General features: G+C 71.7%; 18 protein-coding genes. 12 read left to right on the top strand and 6 right to left on the bottom strand.

Annotated elements, in window-relative coordinates:
• The first annotated feature begins 101 nt into the window (after positions 1-101).
• Complete coding sequence (locus RBJ77_RS53815) at positions 102-818, top strand: TetR family transcriptional regulator (protein WP_372351712.1); 717 nt, start codon at positions 102-104, stop codon at positions 816-818.
• A 160-nt stretch (positions 819-978) separates the two neighbouring features.
• Positions 979-1,338 carry a Zn-ribbon domain-containing OB-fold protein gene (locus RBJ77_RS53810; RefSeq protein ID WP_372351711.1) on the top strand — a complete coding sequence of 120 codons (360 nt, stop codon included), beginning with the start codon at positions 979-981 and terminating at the stop codon, positions 1,336-1,338.
• A 37-nt stretch (positions 1,339-1,375) separates the two neighbouring features.
• Here the strand turns inward: RBJ77_RS53810 and RBJ77_RS53805 are convergent, their stop codons facing one another.
• A complete protein-coding gene (locus RBJ77_RS53805) occupies positions 1,376-1,777 on the bottom strand; it encodes a nuclear transport factor 2 family protein (RefSeq protein WP_372351710.1) in 402 nt (133 codons plus the stop codon).
• 91 nt (positions 1,778-1,868) lie between these two features.
• On the opposite strand from RBJ77_RS53805, the gene RBJ77_RS53800 reads away from it, so the two are divergent.
• The gene (locus RBJ77_RS53800; RefSeq protein ID WP_372351709.1) at positions 1,869-2,495 is read left to right on the top strand and encodes a PadR family transcriptional regulator; all 627 of its coding nucleotides are present in this window, start codon (positions 1,869-1,871) and stop codon (positions 2,493-2,495) included.
• Here RBJ77_RS53800 and RBJ77_RS53795 read toward each other — a convergent pair.
• A complete protein-coding gene (locus tag RBJ77_RS53795; protein ID WP_372351708.1) occupies positions 2,429-3,121 on the bottom strand; it encodes a TetR/AcrR family transcriptional regulator in 693 nt (230 codons plus the stop codon). The genes RBJ77_RS53800 and RBJ77_RS53795 overlap by 67 nt on opposite strands.
• Before the next feature lie 71 nt (positions 3,122-3,192).
• Positions 3,193-4,134: an alpha/beta fold hydrolase gene (locus RBJ77_RS53790; protein ID WP_372351707.1), complete on the bottom strand. Its 942-nt coding sequence runs from the start codon at positions 4,132-4,134 to the stop codon at positions 3,193-3,195.
• A gap of 203 nt (positions 4,135-4,337) precedes the next feature.
• On the opposite strand from RBJ77_RS53790, the gene RBJ77_RS53785 reads away from it, so the two are divergent.
• From RBJ77_RS53785 to ligA, 6 genes are all read left to right on the top strand, one after another.
• On the top strand, positions 4,338-5,150 hold the full coding sequence (locus RBJ77_RS53785; RefSeq protein WP_372351706.1) for an SDR family oxidoreductase: 813 nt from the start codon (positions 4,338-4,340) through the stop codon (positions 5,148-5,150).
• The gene (locus tag RBJ77_RS53780; RefSeq protein ID WP_372351705.1) at positions 5,147-5,791 is read left to right on the top strand and encodes an HAD family hydrolase; all 645 of its coding nucleotides are present in this window, start codon (positions 5,147-5,149) and stop codon (positions 5,789-5,791) included. The genes RBJ77_RS53785 and RBJ77_RS53780 overlap by 4 nt, the downstream gene beginning before the upstream one ends.
• Before the next feature lie 17 nt (positions 5,792-5,808).
• Positions 5,809-7,041 carry an acyl-CoA dehydrogenase family protein gene (locus RBJ77_RS53775; protein WP_372351704.1) on the top strand — a complete coding sequence of 411 codons (1,233 nt, stop codon included), beginning with the start codon at positions 5,809-5,811 and terminating at the stop codon, positions 7,039-7,041.
• The gene (locus RBJ77_RS53770; protein ID WP_372351703.1) at positions 7,038-7,787 is read left to right on the top strand and encodes an SDR family oxidoreductase; all 750 of its coding nucleotides are present in this window, start codon (positions 7,038-7,040) and stop codon (positions 7,785-7,787) included. Before RBJ77_RS53775 ends, RBJ77_RS53770 begins: the two co-directional genes overlap by 4 nt.
• A 68-nt stretch (positions 7,788-7,855) precedes the next feature.
• Complete coding sequence (locus RBJ77_RS53765; protein WP_372351702.1) at positions 7,856-8,215, top strand: luciferase family protein; 360 nt, start codon at positions 7,856-7,858, stop codon at positions 8,213-8,215.
• 60 nt (positions 8,216-8,275) lie between these two features.
• A complete protein-coding gene (ligA, locus tag RBJ77_RS53760) occupies positions 8,276-10,360 on the top strand; it encodes an NAD-dependent DNA ligase LigA (protein WP_372351701.1) in 2,085 nt (694 codons plus the stop codon).
• A gap of 86 nt (positions 10,361-10,446) precedes the next feature.
• On the opposite strand, the gene RBJ77_RS53755 is transcribed toward ligA, so the two are convergent.
• Positions 10,447-12,186 carry a cation:proton antiporter gene (locus tag RBJ77_RS53755; RefSeq protein WP_372351700.1) on the bottom strand — a complete coding sequence of 580 codons (1,740 nt, stop codon included), beginning with the start codon at positions 12,184-12,186 and terminating at the stop codon, positions 10,447-10,449.
• A 219-nt stretch (positions 12,187-12,405) separates the two neighbouring features.
• Here RBJ77_RS53755 and RBJ77_RS53750 point away from each other — a divergent pair, with 219 nt between their 5' ends.
• The gene (locus RBJ77_RS53750) at positions 12,406-12,777 is read left to right on the top strand and encodes a helix-turn-helix domain-containing protein (RefSeq protein ID WP_372351699.1); all 372 of its coding nucleotides are present in this window, start codon (positions 12,406-12,408) and stop codon (positions 12,775-12,777) included.
• 1 nt (position 12,778) lies between these two features.
• Here RBJ77_RS53750 and RBJ77_RS53745 read toward each other — a convergent pair whose 3' ends face one another.
• Positions 12,779-13,165 (bottom strand): DUF488 domain-containing protein, encoded by a 387-nt coding sequence (locus tag RBJ77_RS53745; RefSeq protein WP_372351698.1) that lies wholly within the window; start codon positions 13,163-13,165, stop codon positions 12,779-12,781.
• Between the two features lie 94 nt (positions 13,166-13,259).
• Between RBJ77_RS53745 and RBJ77_RS53740 the strand changes: the two genes are divergently transcribed.
• Both RBJ77_RS53740 and RBJ77_RS53735 read left to right on the top strand, forming a co-directional pair.
• Positions 13,260-15,812: an ATP-dependent Clp protease ATP-binding subunit gene (locus RBJ77_RS53740; protein ID WP_372351697.1), complete on the top strand. Its 2,553-nt coding sequence runs from the start codon at positions 13,260-13,262 to the stop codon at positions 15,810-15,812.
• A gap of 61 nt (positions 15,813-15,873) precedes the next feature.
• The gene (locus RBJ77_RS53735) at positions 15,874-16,506 is read left to right on the top strand and encodes an HdeD family acid-resistance protein (protein WP_372351696.1); all 633 of its coding nucleotides are present in this window, start codon (positions 15,874-15,876) and stop codon (positions 16,504-16,506) included.
• Positions 16,507-16,572: 66 nt separating this feature from the next.
• Here RBJ77_RS53735 and RBJ77_RS53730 read toward each other — a convergent pair whose 3' ends face one another.
• A complete protein-coding gene (locus RBJ77_RS53730) occupies positions 16,573-17,622 on the bottom strand; it encodes a hypothetical protein (RefSeq protein ID WP_372351715.1) in 1,050 nt (349 codons plus the stop codon).
• Positions 17,623-17,687: the final 65 nt, after the last annotated feature.

Here is a 17,687-nt window from a genome sequence, read left to right as displayed (position 1 = left end):
TCTCCTCGCTCTGGCGGTGGGTGAACCCACGATATGGCACTCAGTACCCTCAGTAAAGGTACGTAGTGCCAAACCGGTGCGCGCGGTGTTACGTTCCCGGCATGAGCGAGGCACGCGAGGTCAACGGGTCACAGAAGAAGGCGCCCATGCGGGAGGTGCTGGCCGAGGCGGCGTTCCAGCTGTACCTGGAGCGCGGTTTCGAGCGGACGACCGTGGACGACATCGTGGCGCGGGCCGGCGTCGGACGGCGCTCGTTCTTCCGCTACTTCCCGTCCAAGGAGGACGCGGTCTTCCCGGACCACGAGAGCTGCCTGGCCGACATGACCGCGTTCCTCGACGCCGCGAGCGACGAGAGCGACGCCGTGGACGTGGTGTGCGACGCGGCCCGGCTCGTCCTGCGGATGTACGCGGCGAACCCCGAATTCTCGGTCCAGCGCTACAAGTTGACGCGTGAGGTGCCCGGCCTGCGGACGTACGAACTGTCCGTCGTGCGACGCTACGAGCGCACCCTCGCCGGGTATCTGCGGCTGCGCTGGGCCGGTGCGGCGGACGGCGCGCTGCGCGCCGAGGTCGTCGCCGCCTCGGTGGTGGCCGCGCACAACAACGGGCTGCGGGCGTGGCTGCGGTCCGGTGGGGAGGGTGACGCCGAGGAGCCCGTCGACCACGCGCTCGGACTCGTCCGGCAGGTGTGGGGCGAGACGGCCGCGCAGCCCGCGCCCGCCGCGTCGCCCGAGGAGGTCGTGGTCATGGTCGCGCCCAAGGGTGCCCCCATGTGGCGCGTCATCCAGCAGGTGGAATCGGCCCTGCGCAAGGACTGAACGGCAGTAGAGGGTACTCGGTGTCTTTACCGCGCGGCACTCAGTGTCATACGCTGCGGAGGTGCCGAGGCCGCAGCCCGGCGCGCACCGGGCGAGCGCGGGAGGCCAGGCGATGTCGATGACGTGGGGGATGTCCGGGAGCGGGGCCGGAGCAGGGGTCATGGCGCCTGCGGACGCGGACACGGGATTCGCCTACCAGCGCTGCCGATGGTGCGGCACCGCGTCCTTCCGGCGCCTGCTGTGTCCGGTGTGCGCGTCGAGCGACCTGCGCACGGAGCACAGCGCGGGCCCCGGCATCGTGGTCCAGTCCCGCGTCGTGCACCGCGGCACCGGAGTGGCGCGCAACGAGTCGCTCGTGCGGTTCCCCGAGGACTTCGTGGTGCCCTGCCGGATCGTCGGGACCGCCCCCCACATGGTGTGGGTCGGCGCCACCGTGCGCCTCGTGGGCGACAGTCGCGCCGACTCCGGCGAGGTCGTCTTCGAACTGGCGGACTTCGCCGGGGACGACGACCTGCGCTGAGCCGACGCGGCCCGGCGGCGAGCGGCGCGGACTCCGGTCAGGCGCCGTCGGCCTCCGCCGCCTCCCGCTCGATCCGGTCGAACTGGGCGCCCATCGCCGCGGCGAGCGCCTGCGCGGCCGACAGCGGCCTGACCATCACCATGAAGTCGTCGATCAGGCCGTCCTCGTCGAAGTGCAGGAAGTCGCAGCCGGTGATCTGCTTGTCGCCGACCCGCGCCTCGAAGACGAGCGCGTGGTCCCGCCCGCCGGGGTCGGCGATCTCCCGCACGTACCGGAAGTCCTCGAAGACCCGGACGACGCCGCGCAGGATCGCCGACGTGATCGCCTTGCCGGGATACGGCTTGAACACGACCGGGCTGGAGAAGACCACGTCCTCGGCCAGCAGGTCCTCCACCGCCGCCATGTCGCCCTTCTCCACCGCCGCACGGAACGGATGCATGCCCGCCACCTCGCCTTCGCCACGCCACCTTGATAGGCAACTAATTGAATAGGTGCGGACGAGAGTAATCGCATCGCTGTAGGGTGTCCACATGTCTCTGAAGTACGCGGTCCTCGCCGCCCTGCTGGAGGGCGAGTCGTCCGGATACGACCTGGCGAAGATCTTCGACGTGTCCGTGTCGAACTTCTGGGCCGCGACGCCTCAGCAGCTCTACCGCGAGCTGGACCGGCTGGCCGCCGAGGGGCTGATCGACGCCCGCGTCGTCCCGCAGGAGCGCAGGCCCAACAAGCGGATGTTCACGCTCTCCGCGGCCGGCCGCGCGGACCTCGCCGCGTTCACGGCGCGACAGCCGAAGCCCACCGCGATGCGCGACGAACTGATGGTGAAGGTGCAGGCCGTCGACGTCGGCGACCTGGACGCGGTGCGCGCGCACGTCGAGGAGCGGATGGCCTGGGCGCGCGGCAAGATGGCCCGCTACGAGCGGGTGCGCCGGCATCTGCTCGGCGGGCTCGGCGAGGAGGAGTTCCTCGCCGACGGCGAGCGGATCGGCCCGTACCTGACGCTGATGGCGGGCATCTCCTTCGAGGAGGAGATGCTGGGCTGGGGGCAGCGGGTCCTGGAGATCCTGGACCGCCGCGCCGCCCGGGCGGATCAGTCGTCGAGCGCGCCGGGAGCGTCCGGGGCCGCGGGGGTCCGGGGCGCCTCGGGCCTGAGCTGAAGCCCGTTCTCCCAGATCTTGTTGAGCGTCGTCACGAGCTTCTCGTACGGGATCCGCTGCCCGAGCACGAACACCAGGTAGGCCATGCGGCTCACCATCACCGACAGCGCGTGGGCCGTCACCAGCGGATCCAGGTCCGGGTCCGCCTGGCCCGACTCCTGGAGCGAGCGGATCAGCTTGGCGTTGCGCCGGGCGAACGCGTTGCCCCGCTCGATGCGCAGCTGCTTGAACTTCTCGTCGATCTGGGCGACTTGCTCGAACAGCGCCATCAGCCGGGCGTTTTTCTTGTACGCGCGCAGGTACTCGCGGTTGGACGCGTCGATCATCTCGCGCGGGTCCGTGATCCCGGTGCGCTCGCGCAGGTGCGGGTGGAGCATCTCCTCCTGCACCTGCTCGACGAGCGCCTCGAAGATCTCTTCCTTGCTGTTGAAGTACGTGTAGAACGAGCCCGACGCCACGTGGGCGGCCTTGGAGATGTCGGTGATCCGGGCGTCGAGGTACCCGTCGCGCTCGAAGACCTCGCGCGCGGCGACGACCAGCGCGTTGCGCGTCCTGACACCGCGGGCGCTGCGGGGTGTGATCGGTTGCTTCTGGCCGCCGTCAGCGGCCGGGGCCTGGGCAGCCAAGGCGGTCCATCCACTGTCGTTCGAACGGGTACGAGCAACGCCTGCACTCACAGGCTGAGCTGCGGATGCTATCAGCCGAGCCCGGCGAGGAATTCAAGCAGAGCGGCGTTGACCTCCTGCGGACGCTCCTGCTGGATCCAGTGGCCGGCCCCGTCCAGGACGACGCGGCCCCGCAGGTCGGTGAGGACCCGCTCCATCTTGTCGTCCGGCATGAACCGGCCGACCGGGTCCTTGGAACCGGTGACGAACAGTGCCGGGCAGTCGATCGTCCGGTCCTGGAGGTGCTCCGTCAGGGCCCAGGTGCGGTCCATGTTGCGGTAGTAGTTGAGGCCGCCGGTGAAGCCCGTCGCCTCGAACGTCTTCACGTAGTGGGCGAGTTCCTCGTCGCCGAGCCAACGTGGCGGCGCCAACCGCTCGTCCGGCCTCGCCGCCCACTGCGCGGAGTAGATCTCCCGTGTGACCAGGGTCCTGCGCACGTTCCGCGCGAGCGCCCGGTCGGCGACGCCCGGCTCCTGGAACCACACGATGTAGAAGTCGTCACCGAGCCGCTTGCGCATGATCGGCAGCGGCGGGGCGGGGGAGCGCGGCGTCACCGGCACGCTCATCCCGACGACCGCCCGCACCCGCTCCGGGTGTGCCCACGCCATGTGCCACACGACCGACGCGCCCCAGTCGTGACCGACGAACACCGCGTCGTCCGCACCGACTGCGTCGAGCAGCCCGGCGAGGTCCGCGCACAGGGTCAGCGCGTCGTACGCCTCGGGATCCGCGGGCCGCGAACTCCCGCCGTAGCCCCGCATGTCCGGAGCGATGACCCGGTAACCCGCCTCGGCGAGCGCCAGGACCTGGTGGCGCCAGGAGAATGCCAGCTCGGGAAAGCCGTGGCAGAGCACGACCAGCGGCTTGCCCGAGTCCTGCGGGCCGTGCTCGTGGACCCGCAGGGTGATGCCGTTGGTGGTGACGTCACGGGCCGCCACCTTCTCCCACTCCGTGCTCGGCAGCTGGTCGCTCATGTGCGAACTCCTTGGAATCGCCCTGACGGTGAAGGTGAACACCCGCTGGTCGCGGCCGTGTTCAGAGTGTTGAACCTGACGTTGGGTTCAAATATACAGAGGCGCGGCGTGGGCTCAAGGCCCGTGTGCGCGGATCCGGCCATTGAACCTGAACCCGGATTCAAGTACGTTGGAACGAGCCGAGCGAGGGAGTGGGCAGGGGCATGCGGATCAAGGACAGGGTCGCGATCGTCACCGGCGCGGCGGGCGGCATCGGCGCCGCCGTCGCCCAGCGCCTCCTCGAAGCGGGGGCCGGCGGGGTCCTGCTGACCGACCTGGACGCGGAGCGCCTCGACGCGACGGTCGAGCGGCTCGCCGGCGCGCACGGGGAGCGGGTCGCGGGCCGGGCGGGCGACGCGGCCGACGCCGACGACCTGCGCGAGCTGATCGACGCGGCGCAGGAGCGGTTCGGACCCGTCGACCTGTACTTCGCCAACGCCGGGATCGGCGGCGGGGCCGGGCTCGACGCGAGCGAGGAGGAGTGGAGCCGCGCCCTCGACATCAACGTCATGGCGCACGTGCGCGCCGCCAAGCTCCTCGTGCCCGGCTGGCTGGAGCGCGGCGAGGGCTACTTCTTCAGCACCGCGTCGGCGGCCGGCCTGCTCACCCAGATCGGCTCCGCGACCTACTCCGTCAGCAAGCACGCCGCCGTCGCCTTCGCGGAGTGGCTCTCGGTGACGTACGGCGACCGGGGCGTGCGGGTGAGCTGTCTGTGCCCGCAGGGCGTGGAGACCGAGCTGCTGATGGCCGGCACCCGGTCCGCGGACCCCGTCGAGCGGGCCGCGGCCCGCGCCGTGCTGGACTCCGGTGAGCTGCTGCAGCCGCTGGACGTCGCCGACCGGGTCGTGGCGGCGGTCGGCGACGAGCCGTTCCTCGTCCTGCCGCACCCGCAGGTGCTCGACTTCTACCGCCGCAAGGGCAGCGACTATGACCGGTGGCTGCGCGGCATGCGCCGCTACCAGGAGGCGGTGCGATGACCACGACCGACGGAGCGCGCGGCGCGGTGCTCTTCGACTTCGGCGGCGTCCTCACCACGAGCGTGGTCGCCGCGTTCGCGGAGGTCAGCCGGGAACTCGGCGGCGAGCCCGGACTGCTGCTGCGGATGCTGTCGAAGGATCCCGAGAGCAGCGCCCTGCTCGTCGACCACGAGGAGGGGCGGATCGGGGAGCGGGAGTTCGAGGACGGACTCGCGCGCCGGCTGCGGGCGCACGGCGTGACCGCCGGGGGGCGGCCGGGCCTGGTCGGCCGGCTGCAAGCCCGGCTGCGGCCCGACCCGGACATGGTCGCGCTCGTCGCGAAGGTGCGCGCCGGCGGCCACCGCGTCGGCCTGCTCTCGAACTCCCTCGGCGACGACTGCTACGCGGGCTTCGACCTGCCCGCGATGTTCGACGCCGTCACGGTCTCCGGCGAGATCGGCGTGCGCAAGCCCTCGCGCCGCGCGTACGCCATCGCCTGCGAACGCCTGGGCGTGGCGCCCGGCGAGACCGTCATGGTGGACGACCTCGAACAGAACATCACGGCCGCGGCCCGGCTCGGCATCGCCGGGGTCGTGCACCGTGACGCCGCGACGACGGCACGCGAACTGGAAGCGCTGCTGGGCCCGTCGGGCCGGCTGTGAGACCGTACGAGACGACCGTGGGAGGACCCGTGTTCGACCTGTCCGACAGGGCCAAGGAGTACCAGGACAAGCTGCTCGCCTTCATGGACGAGCACATCTACCCCGCCGAGGCGGTGTACGCCGCGCAGATGGCCGAGTCCGGGGACGCGCACTTCCACCCGCCGGTCATCGAGGAGCTGAAGACCGAGGCGAAGAAGCGCGGCCTGTGGAACCTCTTCCACCCGCACCCCGAATGGGGCCCGGGCCTGACCAACCTGGAGTACGCGCCGCTCGCCGAGATCATGGGCCGCAGCGCCCACCTGGCACCCGAGGCCACGAACTGCAACGCGCCCGACACGGGCAACATGGAGGTCCTCACCCTCTTCGGGACCGAGGAGCACAAGGAGAAGTGGCTCAGGCCGCTGCTCGACGGTGAGATCGCCTCCGCGTTCGCCATGACCGAGCCCGCCGTGGCCAGCTCGGACGCGAGCAACATCCAGCTGCGGATGGTGGCCGACGGCGACGACTACGTCCTCAACGGCCGCAAGTGGTGGACGTCGAACGCCCTGCACCCGCACTGCAAGGTGCTCATCGTCATGGGCAAGACCGACCCCGACGGCCCCGCCTTCCGCCAGCAGTCGATGATGGTCGTCCCCCTCGACACGCCCGGCGTCACCGTCCTGCGCGGCCTGCCCGTCTTCGGCTACCAGGACCGCGAGGGCCACGCCGAGGTGCTCTTCGAGAACGTACGGGTGCCGCGCACCGCCCTGCTCGCGGGCGAGGGCGACGGCTTCATGATCAGCCAGGCGCGGCTCGGGCCCGGCCGCATCCACCACTGCATGCGCTCCATCGGCATGGCCGAGCGCGCCCTCGACCTGATGATCGACCGGGCGCAGTCCCGGACGACCTTCGGCGCCCCGGTCGCCGACCGGGCCAACATCCAGGACTGGATCGCCGAGGCCCGCATCGAGATCGACATGGCCCGCCTCCTCACCCTGAAGGCGGCCCATCTGATGGACACCGTCGGCAACAAGCAGGCCCGCACCGAGATCGCCGCCATCAAGGTCGCGGCCCCCGAGGTCGCGCTCAAGGTCGTCGACCGCGCCATCCAGGTGCACGGCGGCGCGGGCGTCAGCGACGACTTCCCGCTGGCGAGCATGTACGCGCACCTGCGCACGCTGCGCCTCGCGGACGGCCCCGACGAGGTGCACAAGCGGACCATCGCCCGGCGCGAGCTGCGCCGCCGCGAGACCGAGCGGGGTGAGCGGTGACGTCCCTGGAAGGGAAGGTCGCGGTGGTGACCGGCGCGTCGCGGGGCATCGGCCTCGCGGCGGCCGCCGCCCTGCGCGACCGCGGCGCCCAGGTGGTCGTGACGTCCCGCAGCGAGGACCGCGCCAAGGAGGCGGCCCGCGAACTGGGCGAGGGCGTCGTCGGGTTCGGGGCGCACGCCACCGACGAGGTCGCCGCCCGCGCCTGTGTCGACTTCGCGGTCGAGACGTACGGGCGGCTCGACGTCCTCGTCAACAACGCGGGCACGAATCCCGCGTACGGGCCGGTCGTCGAGCAGGACCACGCCCGCTTCGCCAAGACCATGGACGTCAACCTGTGGGCGCCGATCCTGTGGACGTCGCTCGCGGTGAAGACGTGGATGGGCGAGCACGGCGGCGCGATCGTCAACACGGCGTCGATCGGCGGACTCTCGGTCGCGAAGGACGTCGGGATCTACCACGTCTCGAAGGCCGCCCTGATCCACCTGACCAAGCAACTCGCCCTGGAACTCGGCCCGTCGGTCCGGGTCAACGCCATCGCCCCCGGCATCGTGCGCACCCGCATGGCCGAGGCGCTCTGGCAGGAGCACGAGACCCGCGTCGCCGGGGCCACGCCGCTGGGCCGGATCGGGGAACCGCAGGACATCGGCGCGGCGGTCGCGTTCCTCGCCGGGGACGGCGCCCGCTGGATCACCGGCGAGACCCTCGTCATCGACGGCGGTCAGCTCCTCGGGTCCGGACCGCTGTAGGGAAGTCGCGCGGACGCGGGGGTGGATGGGGGTTTTCCATCAGGTAAAGGGTGCGCGAGGATGGGGGTATGACCGCGGCCCAGCGCGCCATGACCGAACTCGGGACATGGCCGAACCTGGTAAGTGGCCCGCCCCGGTGCTCGGTTGGGCACGCCTTCGGTGCGGCGGGCCACGAACTCGTCCATTTCCACGCCGACGACTGTGCCGATCTGTACCTGACCTCGTCGGCGGTGCAGCGGCTCCTTCCGCAACTGCGTCACAACACCGCGATCCGGGTCCGGCCCGGTGACTCCTGGATCACCGTGCTCCTGGAGTGCGACACCGACGTGCACCTGCTGCTGAGCCTGGTGAGCGTCGCCCTCAAGGAGCACGACGCGCACGCCTTCCCCTCGCCGCCCTGCGACTGGGAGCGTCCGAAGGCGTCGTAGCCCCGGCCGGCCGGGCGCCGTCAGCGGCCGTTGTCAGTGGTGGCAGGCAGGATGAAGGGCATGACGACGACTTCTGCCGTGCCCGCCGTGCTGCCCGACGCCACCGCCTACGCCCAGGCGGTCCAGGAAGCGACGCGCGCTGCCGCCGCCTACTACGAGGGCGGTACCTCCGCGCTCGACGACGACGCCTACGACCGTCTCGTGCGGGCGATCACCGCGTACGAGACGGAGCATCCGGACGAGGTGCTGCCCGACTCGCCGTCGGGGAAGGTCGCGGGCGGCGCGATCGAGGGCGACGTGCCGCACACGGCGCCCATGCTCAGCCTGGACAACGTGTTCTCGGACGAGGAGTTCGCCACCTGGGCCGCCTCCGTGGAGCGCCGGATCGGCCGTGAGGTCGCGTGCTGGAACGTTCAGCCCAAGCTCGACGGCCTGGCGATCGCCGCCCGGTACGAGCACGGCAGGCTCACCCGGCTCGTCACCCGTGGCGACGGGACGGCGGGCGAGGACGTCTCGCACGCCATCGGCACCATCGAGGGCCTCCCCGGCGAACTCGCGGAGCCGGCCACGCTCGAAGTGCGCGGCGAAGTCCTCATGACCACCGCCCAGTTCGAGTACGCCAACGAGGTGCGCACCGAGCACGGCGGCGCCCCCTTCGCCAACCCGCGCAACGCGGCGGCCGGCACGCTGCGCGCCAAGGACCGCGCCTACACCGTGCCGATGACCTTCTTCGGCTACGGACTGCTGCCGCTGCCCGGCACCGCGGAGCAGGACGCCACCGATCTGACCGAGGCCGCGCACGGCGCGCTCATGGACCGCGCCGCCGCACTCGGCATCGGCACCCCCGCGCGCACCGACGTGCCCGGCGTCGTCGTCACCACGGTCGAGGAGGTCGTCGCCCGGGTGCGGGAGATCGCCGCGCTGCGGGCCGAGCTGCCGTTCGGGATCGACGGCATCGTCGTCAAGGCCGATCTCGCCGCCGACCAGCGCAGCGCCGGATCGGGCACACGGGCGCCGCGCTGGGCGGTCGCCTTCAAGCTGCCCGCCGTCGAGAAGATCACCAAGCTGCTCGACGTCGAGTGGAACGTGGGCCGTACCGGCATCATCGCCCCGCGCGCCGTCCTCGAACCGGTCGAGATCGACGGCTCCACCGTCACCTACGCGACGCTGCACAACCCGGCCGACATCACCCGCCGCGACCTGCGCATCGGCGACCACGTCATGGTCTACAAGGCGGGCGACATCATCCCCCGCATCGAGGCCCCCGTGGCCCACCTGCGCACCGGTGACGAGCGCGAGATCACCTTCCCCACCGAGTGCCCGCAGTGCGGATCCGGCATCGACGCCAGCGAGCAGCGCTGGCGGTGCGAGCGGGGCCGTAACTGCCATCTGGTCGCCTCCGTCGCCTACGCGGCGGGCCGCGGCCAGCTCGACATCGAAGGGCTCGGGCACTCCCGGGTCGTCCAGCTCGTGGAGGCCGGACTCGTCACCGCGCTGCCCGACCTGTTCGACCGGCTGACCCGCGAGCAGCTCCTCGGCCTCGACCGCATGGGGGAGACCAGCACGGACAACCTCCTGGCGGCGCTCGACGCGGCGAAGACCCAACCGCTCTCCCGTGTTCTGTGCGCCCTCGGCGTGCGCGGCACCGGCCGCTCCATGTCCCGCCGCATCGCCCGCCACTTCGCCACCATGGACGGGATCAGAGCCGCGGACGCCGAGGCCATGCAGCGCGTCGAGGGCATCGGCGCGGAGAAGGCCCCGGTCATCGTCGCCGAACTCGCGGAGCTCGCCGAGCAGATCGACCGGCTCGCGGCCGCCGGCCTCATGATGACCGAGCCCGGCGCGACCCCGCCCGCCGAGGAGACGGCGGACGAGGCGGACACGGCGGCCGCGGGGCCGCTCGCCGGGATGAAGGTCGTGGTGACCGGGGCGATGACCGGCCCGCTGGAGAAGCTCTCCCGCAACGAGATGAACGAACTCATCGAGCGGGCCGGCGGCAAGGCGTCCGGCAGCGTCTCGAAGAACACCAGCCTTGTGGTCGCCGGCGAGGGCGCCGGAGCCAAGCGCGCCAAGGCCGAGGACCTTGGCATCCGACTGGCCACACCGGACGAGTTCGCGGCGATGGTGGCGGACCTGCTCGGCTGAGCGGCTCCGCCGGACACCTGGGGCCTGTCTCCCAGGTCCCTTCGTCCGCCCGAAGGGCGGGCCCCGCGGCGTCTGGGAGACAGGCCCTAGTCCTCGAAGCGGTCGCCGAGTTGTTGCAGGCGGGCCTCCTCCAGGTCGAGGACGTGCTGGGCGCCGCTGAGCGCGCGCGAGCTGTACGTGCCGTGGGTGCGTGCGGCGAGCAGGGCCTCGCGCTCCGCGGAGATGACCTGGAGGCGCAGCCGCAGGTACTGGGCGCGCTCCGCCACGAGGGCGTCGTGGTCCGGTGCGGGCAGCCGCTCGTCGGCGTCGGGGTCGGCGTTCGCGGGGCGGATCAGGCTGTCCGCGCGGACGTGGTCGGCCAGTTCGGGTGCGACCGAGCCGTCGGCCACCGCCGCGTCGAGGGAGTCGTGGGCCGCCGCGGACATCTCCGTGATCAGCTGCCCGTACTCCGTGTGCAGCCGTCGCGGGTCGTCGCCGGGGATCCGTACGGTCCGGATCACGGCCGGCAGGGAGAGCCCCTGCAGCAGCAGCGTGGTCACGGCGACGACGAACGCGATCAGGATCAACTGTGCCCGGTACGGGGTGTCTTCGGGGAGGGTCTGCGCCGCGGCCACCGTGATCGCGCCGCGCATCCCCGACCAGGCGAGGACCACCCCGCCCTGCCAGCCCAGCGTCTCGGTGAGCCGGAAGTCGATGTCGGCGCTCGTCCGGCGCACGCGGTGCTCGATCCGGGCCCGCTTGCGCGGACCGAAGCGCTCGGCCAGGTCGAAGGTGTCGAGCCGCTCCTGCCACCGCTCCATCATCGGTTTCGCCACGGCGGCCCGCCGTTCGTCGCGGCGCAGCATGGCCACGAGCGGGACCACGAAGACCATCCGCACGACGATGACGAGGGCCGTCACGGCGAGCCCGTAGAGGATGACCCGGCCCGCCCCGAGTCCGTTCTCGTGCGCGTGCACCTCGTCGACGAGCGTCTTCAGGCCGAGGCCCATCAGCAGGAAGATCGCGCTCTCCAGGAGGAAGGCGAGCGTCCGCCAGTTCATGGCCTCGCCGAGCCGGTCCTGGGCCCGCAGCAGCCGCGGACTCTGATGTCCCGTCACCACACCGGTCACGACGACCGCGAGCACCCCCGACGCGTCGAACTCCTCGGCGGGCACGTACGCGACGAACGGCACCACGAAGGAGATCGCCGTGTTGAGGACGGTGTCGTTGAGCAGCGCCCGCACGCGGACGTTGACCACGCCGACGACCAGGCCGACCGCTACCGCGATCACCACGGAGAACACGAAGTCCCCTGCCACCCCCCACAGCGACACGGCGCCCGCCGTCGCGGCGACCGCCGAGCGCAGCAGCACCAGCGCGGACGCGTCGTTGACCAGTCCCTCGCCCTCCAGCAGCGTCAGCAGCCGCGAGGGCAGCCCGAGTTTGCGGCCCACCGACGTCGCCGCGACCGCGTCCGTCGGGGAGACCACCGCGCCCAGCGCGAACGCGGCCGGCCACCCGATGTCCGGCATCAGCAGGTGCACCAGCCAGCCCGCACCCAGTGTGGACGCGGCGACGAGCAGCACCGCGAGCCCGCCGATCGCCTTGATGTCGCGGCGGAAGTCCTGCGCGGGCATGTTGACGGCCGACGAGTAGAGGAGCGGCGGCAGCACTCCGGCGAGCACCCACTCCGGTTCCACCTCCACCACCGGCACGCCCGGCACGAAACTCAGCGCGATCCCCACCACGACCAGGCTCAGCGGCGCGGCCAGCCCCAGGCGCTGGGAGAACGCGGCGACGGCGACGACGCTCGCGACACCGACGACGGCGATCAGAGTCACTTCCATGGCAGCCTCGCGGCGCCCCGTGCAGTCTTGTGCATGCGGCAATTCTGAACGCCCGGGCGGCGGCCCGGACACGAGGCGAGGCCGACCGGCGCGAGATCGGCCCGCACAACGGCGTCGTGCCGCGGCGCCGGGAACGGAGCCAGGAGTGGGACGGGTTCACGGATATCGCCCTCGGCGAAGCCCGCCCGGGCCCCGGTCGAACGCCTTTACGCTGTGCCGATGAGCAACCACGAGACCCCCAGGCCCCGTCCGCTGCCCGCCCAGGAGCCGCTGTGGCGGCATGTCGTCGGTGACGTGCTGCGCCGCCGCCGACGCGCTCAGGGGCGCACGTTGCAGGACGTGGCCGACGTCGCCGGGATCTCGATGCCCTATCTGTCGGAGGTGGAGCGCGGCCGCAAGGAGGCGTCCTCGGAGATGCTCGCCGCCGCGGCCGGTGCCCTCGGGCTCGGCCTGGTCGACGTACTGACGCTGGCCCAGGCCGAGTTGACGCGCGCGACCCCGGTGCGCAGGGCCGTCGCCGTCACGTCGGTCGTCGGCGTGCGGGGGACGAGCGCGGCGCAGGGGCGCGGCACGGTCTGCCTGGCGGCCTGAGCTACGCCTCTTCGAGGTGGCGCGCGAGCACGGGGACGTGGCTGTGCTCGACGTCCTTCACCGACGTGACCAGGGTGACGGTGCCCCGTCCTGCCAGCTCGCGCACGTGGTCCACGAGGTCGGCGCGGACCGGCTCCGTCAGTTCGGCGCGATAGCGCTCGGCGAAGGCGTCGTACCGGCCGTCCCGGTCCTCGTGGTACCAGGAGCGCAGCTCCTTCGACGGCGCGATGTCCTTGAGCCACTCGTCGACGTGCGCCCGTTCCTTGGAGACGCCGCGCGGCCACAGCCGGTCGACCAGCAGCCGGGTGCCGTCGGCGGGGGCGGCGGGATCGTAGACGCGGCGTACCGGGAACGGGCCGGGCCTGGGGGAGCGAGCGTTTGCGGTCATGGGCTCATTGTGCTGCTTTCCTCCGCTTTGCGTACTCGGAGAGGTGTTGCTTCAGTGAAGGGGTTGCCGTGACGTCCTACCGGGAGACCCCGCCATGTCGATGTCCTTCGGATCCCCCTTCGACTCGCCCGACCCCTTCGGGGAACTCCTCAACCGGTTCTTCGGCATGTCGCCGGGGTCGGCGCCGCCGCAGGTGCAGCGCGTGCCGATCGGCCGGTTGCTGACCGACTCGGCGCGCGAACTCATCGGCAGGGCCACCAACAGGGCGGTGGAGGACGGCAGTTCGGACCTGGACACCGAGCACCTGCTCTGGGCGGCGACCCAGGTCGACCCGGCCCGCACCCTGCTGGCGCAGGCCGGCGTCGACCCCGACGCGCTCGCAGCGACCATCGCCAGGATCCTTCCCGGCGAGAGCGGCGAACCCTCCGCGCAGCCCGGACTCACCCCGGCCGCCAAGCGCACGCTCACCGCGGCGCACGCCCGCTCCCAGGCCGCCGGCGTCTCGTACATCGGCCCGGAGCACATCCTCGGCGCCCTGCTCGACGACCCCGACTCCGGCGCGGGGCGACTGCTGCGGGCGCAGGGGATCGGCGTCGACCAGGTGCGCGGGGCCACGGACGCGGCGGCCCGCGCCGACGGCGTGCCCGCCTCGTCCGGATCGGGCGGCAGCGCGACCCCGACCCTCGACGAGTACGGCCGCGACCTCACCGAGGACGCGAAGGCCGGAAAGCTCGACCCGGTCGTCGGCCGGTCCGAGGAGATCGAGCAGACGGTGGAGATCCTCTCCCGGCGCTCCAAGAACAACCCCGTCCTGATCGGCGAGCCTGGCGTCGGCAAGACCGCCATCGTCGAGGGGCTCGCGCAGCGCATCGTGGCGGGCGAGGTGCCCGACACCCTCAAGGACAAGCGGGTCGTCGCGCTCGACCTGTCCGGCATGGTGGCCGGGGCGCAGTACCGCGGCCAGTTCGAGGAGCGGCTGAAGAAGGTCATCGAGGACGTCCAGGCGGCGGGCGGCGACGTCATCCTGTTCATCGACGAGTTGCACACCGTCGTCGGGGCGGGCGCCAGTGGCGAGGGCGCCATGGACGCGGGCAACATGCTCAAGCCCGCGCTGGCCCGCGGCGACCTGCACGTCGTCGGTGCCACCACCATCGACGAGTACCGCAAGTACGTGGAGAAGGACCCGGCCCTGGAGCGGCGCTTCCAGCCGGTGAACATCCCCGAGCCGTCCGTCGCGGAGACCGTGCAGATCCTGGAGGGGCTCCGCGACGCGTACGAGGCCCACCACCAGGTCAGGTTCGGCGACGGCGCCCTGACGGCGGCGGCCGAGCTGTCCGACCGCTACATCAGCGACCGGTTCCTGCCCGACAAGGCCATCGACGTGATGGACCAGGCGGGCGCCCGGGTCCGGCTGCGCAGCTCCGGCCGCTCCACCGAGGTCGTCAGCCGCGAGGACCGCATCGCCAAACTGCGCCGCGAGAAGGACCAGGCCGTCGCCGCCGAGGACTTCGAGCGGGCGTCCGAGCTGAAGCAGCGGATCGGCGAGGTGGAGGGCGAGCTCGCCGGGATCGAGGAGCGCCGCGAGGGCGTCGTCGAGGTGACCGCGTCCGACATCGCCGACGTCGTCTCGCGCCGCACCGGCATCCCCGTCTCGCAGCTCACCGCCACCGAGAAGGAGAAGCTCCTCAAGCTGGAGGACGCCCTGCACTCCCGGGTCGTCGGCCAGGACGAGGCCGTCACCGCGGTCTCCGAGGCCGTCCGCCGCAACCGCGCGGGCATGGGCGACCCGAACCGGCCCGTCGGCTCCTTCCTGTTCCTCGGCCCGACCGGCGTCGGCAAGACCGAACTGGCCAAGGCGCTCGCGGAGTTGCTGTTCGGCGACGAGAACCGCATGGTCCGGTTCGACATGAGCGAGTTCCAGGAGAAGCACACCGTCTCCCGGCTCGTCGGCGCGCCGCCCGGATACGTGGGCCACGAGGAGGCCGGCCAGCTCACCGAGAAGGTCCGCCGCCAGCCGTACAGCGTGCTGCTCTTCGACGAGGTGGAGAAGGCGCACCCGGACGTCTTCAACACGCTGCTCCAGGTCCTCGACGACGGCCGGCTCACCGACTCCCAGGGCCGCACCGTCGACTTCCGCAACTGCGTGGTCATCATGACGTCGAACATCGGGGCGCAGCGGATCCTCGCGCACCAGGGCGACGTCTCCGAGATCAAGGACGATCTCATGCAGGACCTGCGGGGGCGCTTCCTGCCCGAGTTCCTCAACCGGATCGACGAGATCATCATCTTCCACGGGCTCACCCAGGACGACCTCGGCGAGATCGTCGACCACCTCCTCGACCGGAGCAAGCGGCGCGTCCACGGGCAGGGCATCACGCTGGAGGTCACCGACGCCGCGAAGAAGCTCCTCGTCGCGCACGGACACCAGCCGGAGTTCGGCGCGCGCCCGCTGCGGCGCACGATCCAGACCGAACTCGACAACCGGCTGGCGTCGCTGCTGCTCGCCGGGGACGCCGAACCGGGCGACACGATCGTGGCCGACGTGCAGGACGACGCACTGGTCTGCACGGTGCGGCACAAGAAGCCGGAGCAGGAGCAGGAGCCGGAGCAGGATCAGGCGCAGGAGCAGGCCGGCGACGCCTCCTGACGTCACCCGTCCGGCTCAGTCCGGATGGCGGGCGCCCGGTGCCCCGGCGAACAGTCGGAGCATGACCCAAGCACCGTACGATCCGCAGCACCGGGCCGAGCCGACCGGTCGGGACGAGCCGCCCCGCACCCCCGAGGGCCCGCTCGGCAGACTCGCCAGTGCCGCCTGGCAGGCGGTTCTGCTCGCGGGCTGCGCCGCGCTGATCCTCGGGGTGCTCGTCCTCGTGTGGCCGGGCGCCTCGTTGTGGGCGGCGGGCGTCCTCTTTGGCGTCTACCTCGTCGTCAGCGGTGTCTTCCAGCTGGTCACCGCGTTCGGCACCCATGTGACGACCGGGCTGCGGGTGATGGCGTTCATCAGCGGTGCGGTGTCGATCCTGCTGGGCCTGTTCTGCTTCCGCGGGGCGACGCAGTCGATCCTGCTGCTCGCCCTGTGGATCGGCATCGGCTGGCTGTTCCGCGGCATCACGCAGACGGTCGCGGCGATCTCCGACCCGGGCATGCCCGTCAGGGGCTGGCAGATCTTCCTCGGCGTGATCAGCGCCTTCGCCGGGGTCGTGCTGATCGTCTCGCCCTTCGAGTCGGTCGCCGTGCTCACCCTGGTCGGCGGCTGCTGGCTGGTGGCGATGGGCGTCGTGGAGATCGTCGAGGCGTTCATGATCCGGAGCCGGGCCAAGAACATCCCGCACGGGGTCTGACCCCGGACGTGACGGCGCCCCGCACCCGACCGGGTGCGGGGCGCCGTCACGTCCGGGACGCGGCAGTCAGACGCCGACGGCCTGCTCGGCCTCCTCGTCCGCCTCCGCGGTCAGCTCGGCCTCGCTCATCGCCGGGGCGGCGGGAGCCGTCAGGGCCCGCTCCTGCCGGCTCTCGGCGAGCTTCGCGACGCCGATGACCACCAGACCGGCCGCGAGCCAGGCCACCAGGGTCCAGACGTTGCGGGCGAGGTCGTAGCTGTCGAAGTACAGCAGGCTGCGGGCGCCCTCGACGTAGCCGGCGCCGTTCCAGAAGCCGTGCAGCGCGGCGAAGAAGCCGTTCTGCACGTCCGGCCGGAAGATGCCGCCCGAGCTGGTGAAGTTCAGCATCACGAACAGCACCATGACGCCGAGCGTCGTCCACTTCTTCAGGAACGTGTGCAGGCCGACGCCGATGAAGAGGATGCCGGCCGAGTACAGCCAGGTCATCGCCCACAGGCCCCACAGGTGCTGGTGCGCCAGGTGGAAGACGGGGCCGGCGAACGCGGCGCCGATCAGGCTGACCACACCGGAGGCGGCGACCACGAGGAGGGCGCGGGTGCGCATCCGCAGCACCGCGCCGGCGCCGCCGATCACGGCCACCGACGCGTACGAGCCGATGCTGACCGCGACGAGCAGGAAGAACAGGCCCTGGCCCGTCGGGTCGTCGTCGACGGTCGGTGCCACGTCCGTGACGGTCAGCGGCAGGCCCTGCCGGGCCGCCACCGGGGTGAAGACCTTCTCGACGACCGAGACCGTGGTGTCCGACCCCGCGCCGGCCACGATCAGCTCGGGCGCCTTGCCGCCGAGGACGTAGGCGCCGTCGATGTCGCGCGTCATGAGCCGGTCGATCGCGGCCGACCGGTCGTCGAGGGTGCGCACGTCGAGCTTGTCGCCCGCCTCGTCCTTCAGGGTCTGCGCGAAGACCTTGGCCTGCGGGCCGGAGCCCACGACGGCGACCGGCATGTGGTGCGGCTCGGGCGAGGAGAAGGCGCCCAGGTAGGCCAGGCCCATGCCGACGCACATCAGGATCGGGGTGAGCATCATCGTGAGTACGTGACGCAGCGCCGGATTGCGCACGGCGGGCATGAGCGGAACCTCCACGGGTTGGCTTATACAACTCTTAACGAGGTTGTACTCTACAA

It is taken from the genome of Streptomyces sp. KL116D (assembly GCF_030766975.1).
GTDB classification, from domain to species: Bacteria; Actinomycetota; Actinomycetes; order Streptomycetales; family Streptomycetaceae; genus Streptomyces; species Streptomyces longispororuber_A.
This window is presented reverse-complemented; position numbering and strand designations above follow the sequence as displayed.

Excerpts from the sequence above, each read along its gene's own strand:
- RBJ77_RS53815 (WP_372351712.1), top strand. The coding sequence starts at position 102 with ATGAGCGAGGCACGCGAGGTCAACGGGTCACAGAAGAAGGCGCCCATG.
- RBJ77_RS53810 (WP_372351711.1), top strand. The coding sequence starts at position 979 with ATGGCGCCTGCGGACGCGGACACGGGATTCGCCTACCAGCGCTGCCGA.
- RBJ77_RS53805 (WP_372351710.1), bottom strand. The coding sequence starts at position 1,777 with ATGCATCCGTTCCGTGCGGCGGTGGAGAAGGGCGACATGGCGGCGGTG.
- RBJ77_RS53800 (WP_372351709.1), top strand. The coding sequence starts at position 1,869 with ATGTCTCTGAAGTACGCGGTCCTCGCCGCCCTGCTGGAGGGCGAGTCG.
- RBJ77_RS53790 (WP_372351707.1), bottom strand. The coding sequence starts at position 4,134 with ATGAGCGACCAGCTGCCGAGCACGGAGTGGGAGAAGGTGGCGGCCCGT.
- RBJ77_RS53785 (WP_372351706.1), top strand. The coding sequence starts at position 4,338 with ATGCGGATCAAGGACAGGGTCGCGATCGTCACCGGCGCGGCGGGCGGC.
- RBJ77_RS53780 (WP_372351705.1), top strand. The coding sequence starts at position 5,147 with ATGACCACGACCGACGGAGCGCGCGGCGCGGTGCTCTTCGACTTCGGC.
- RBJ77_RS53765 (WP_372351702.1), top strand. The coding sequence starts at position 7,856 with ATGACCGCGGCCCAGCGCGCCATGACCGAACTCGGGACATGGCCGAAC.
- ligA (WP_372351701.1), top strand. The coding sequence starts at position 8,276 with ATGACGACGACTTCTGCCGTGCCCGCCGTGCTGCCCGACGCCACCGCC.
- RBJ77_RS53755 (WP_372351700.1), bottom strand. The coding sequence starts at position 12,186 with ATGGAAGTGACTCTGATCGCCGTCGTCGGTGTCGCGAGCGTCGTCGCC.
- RBJ77_RS53750 (WP_372351699.1), top strand. The coding sequence starts at position 12,406 with ATGAGCAACCACGAGACCCCCAGGCCCCGTCCGCTGCCCGCCCAGGAG.
- RBJ77_RS53745 (WP_372351698.1), bottom strand. The coding sequence starts at position 13,165 with ATGACCGCAAACGCTCGCTCCCCCAGGCCCGGCCCGTTCCCGGTACGC.
- RBJ77_RS53740 (WP_372351697.1), top strand. The coding sequence starts at position 13,260 with ATGTCGATGTCCTTCGGATCCCCCTTCGACTCGCCCGACCCCTTCGGG.
- RBJ77_RS53735 (WP_372351696.1), top strand. The coding sequence starts at position 15,874 with ATGACCCAAGCACCGTACGATCCGCAGCACCGGGCCGAGCCGACCGGT.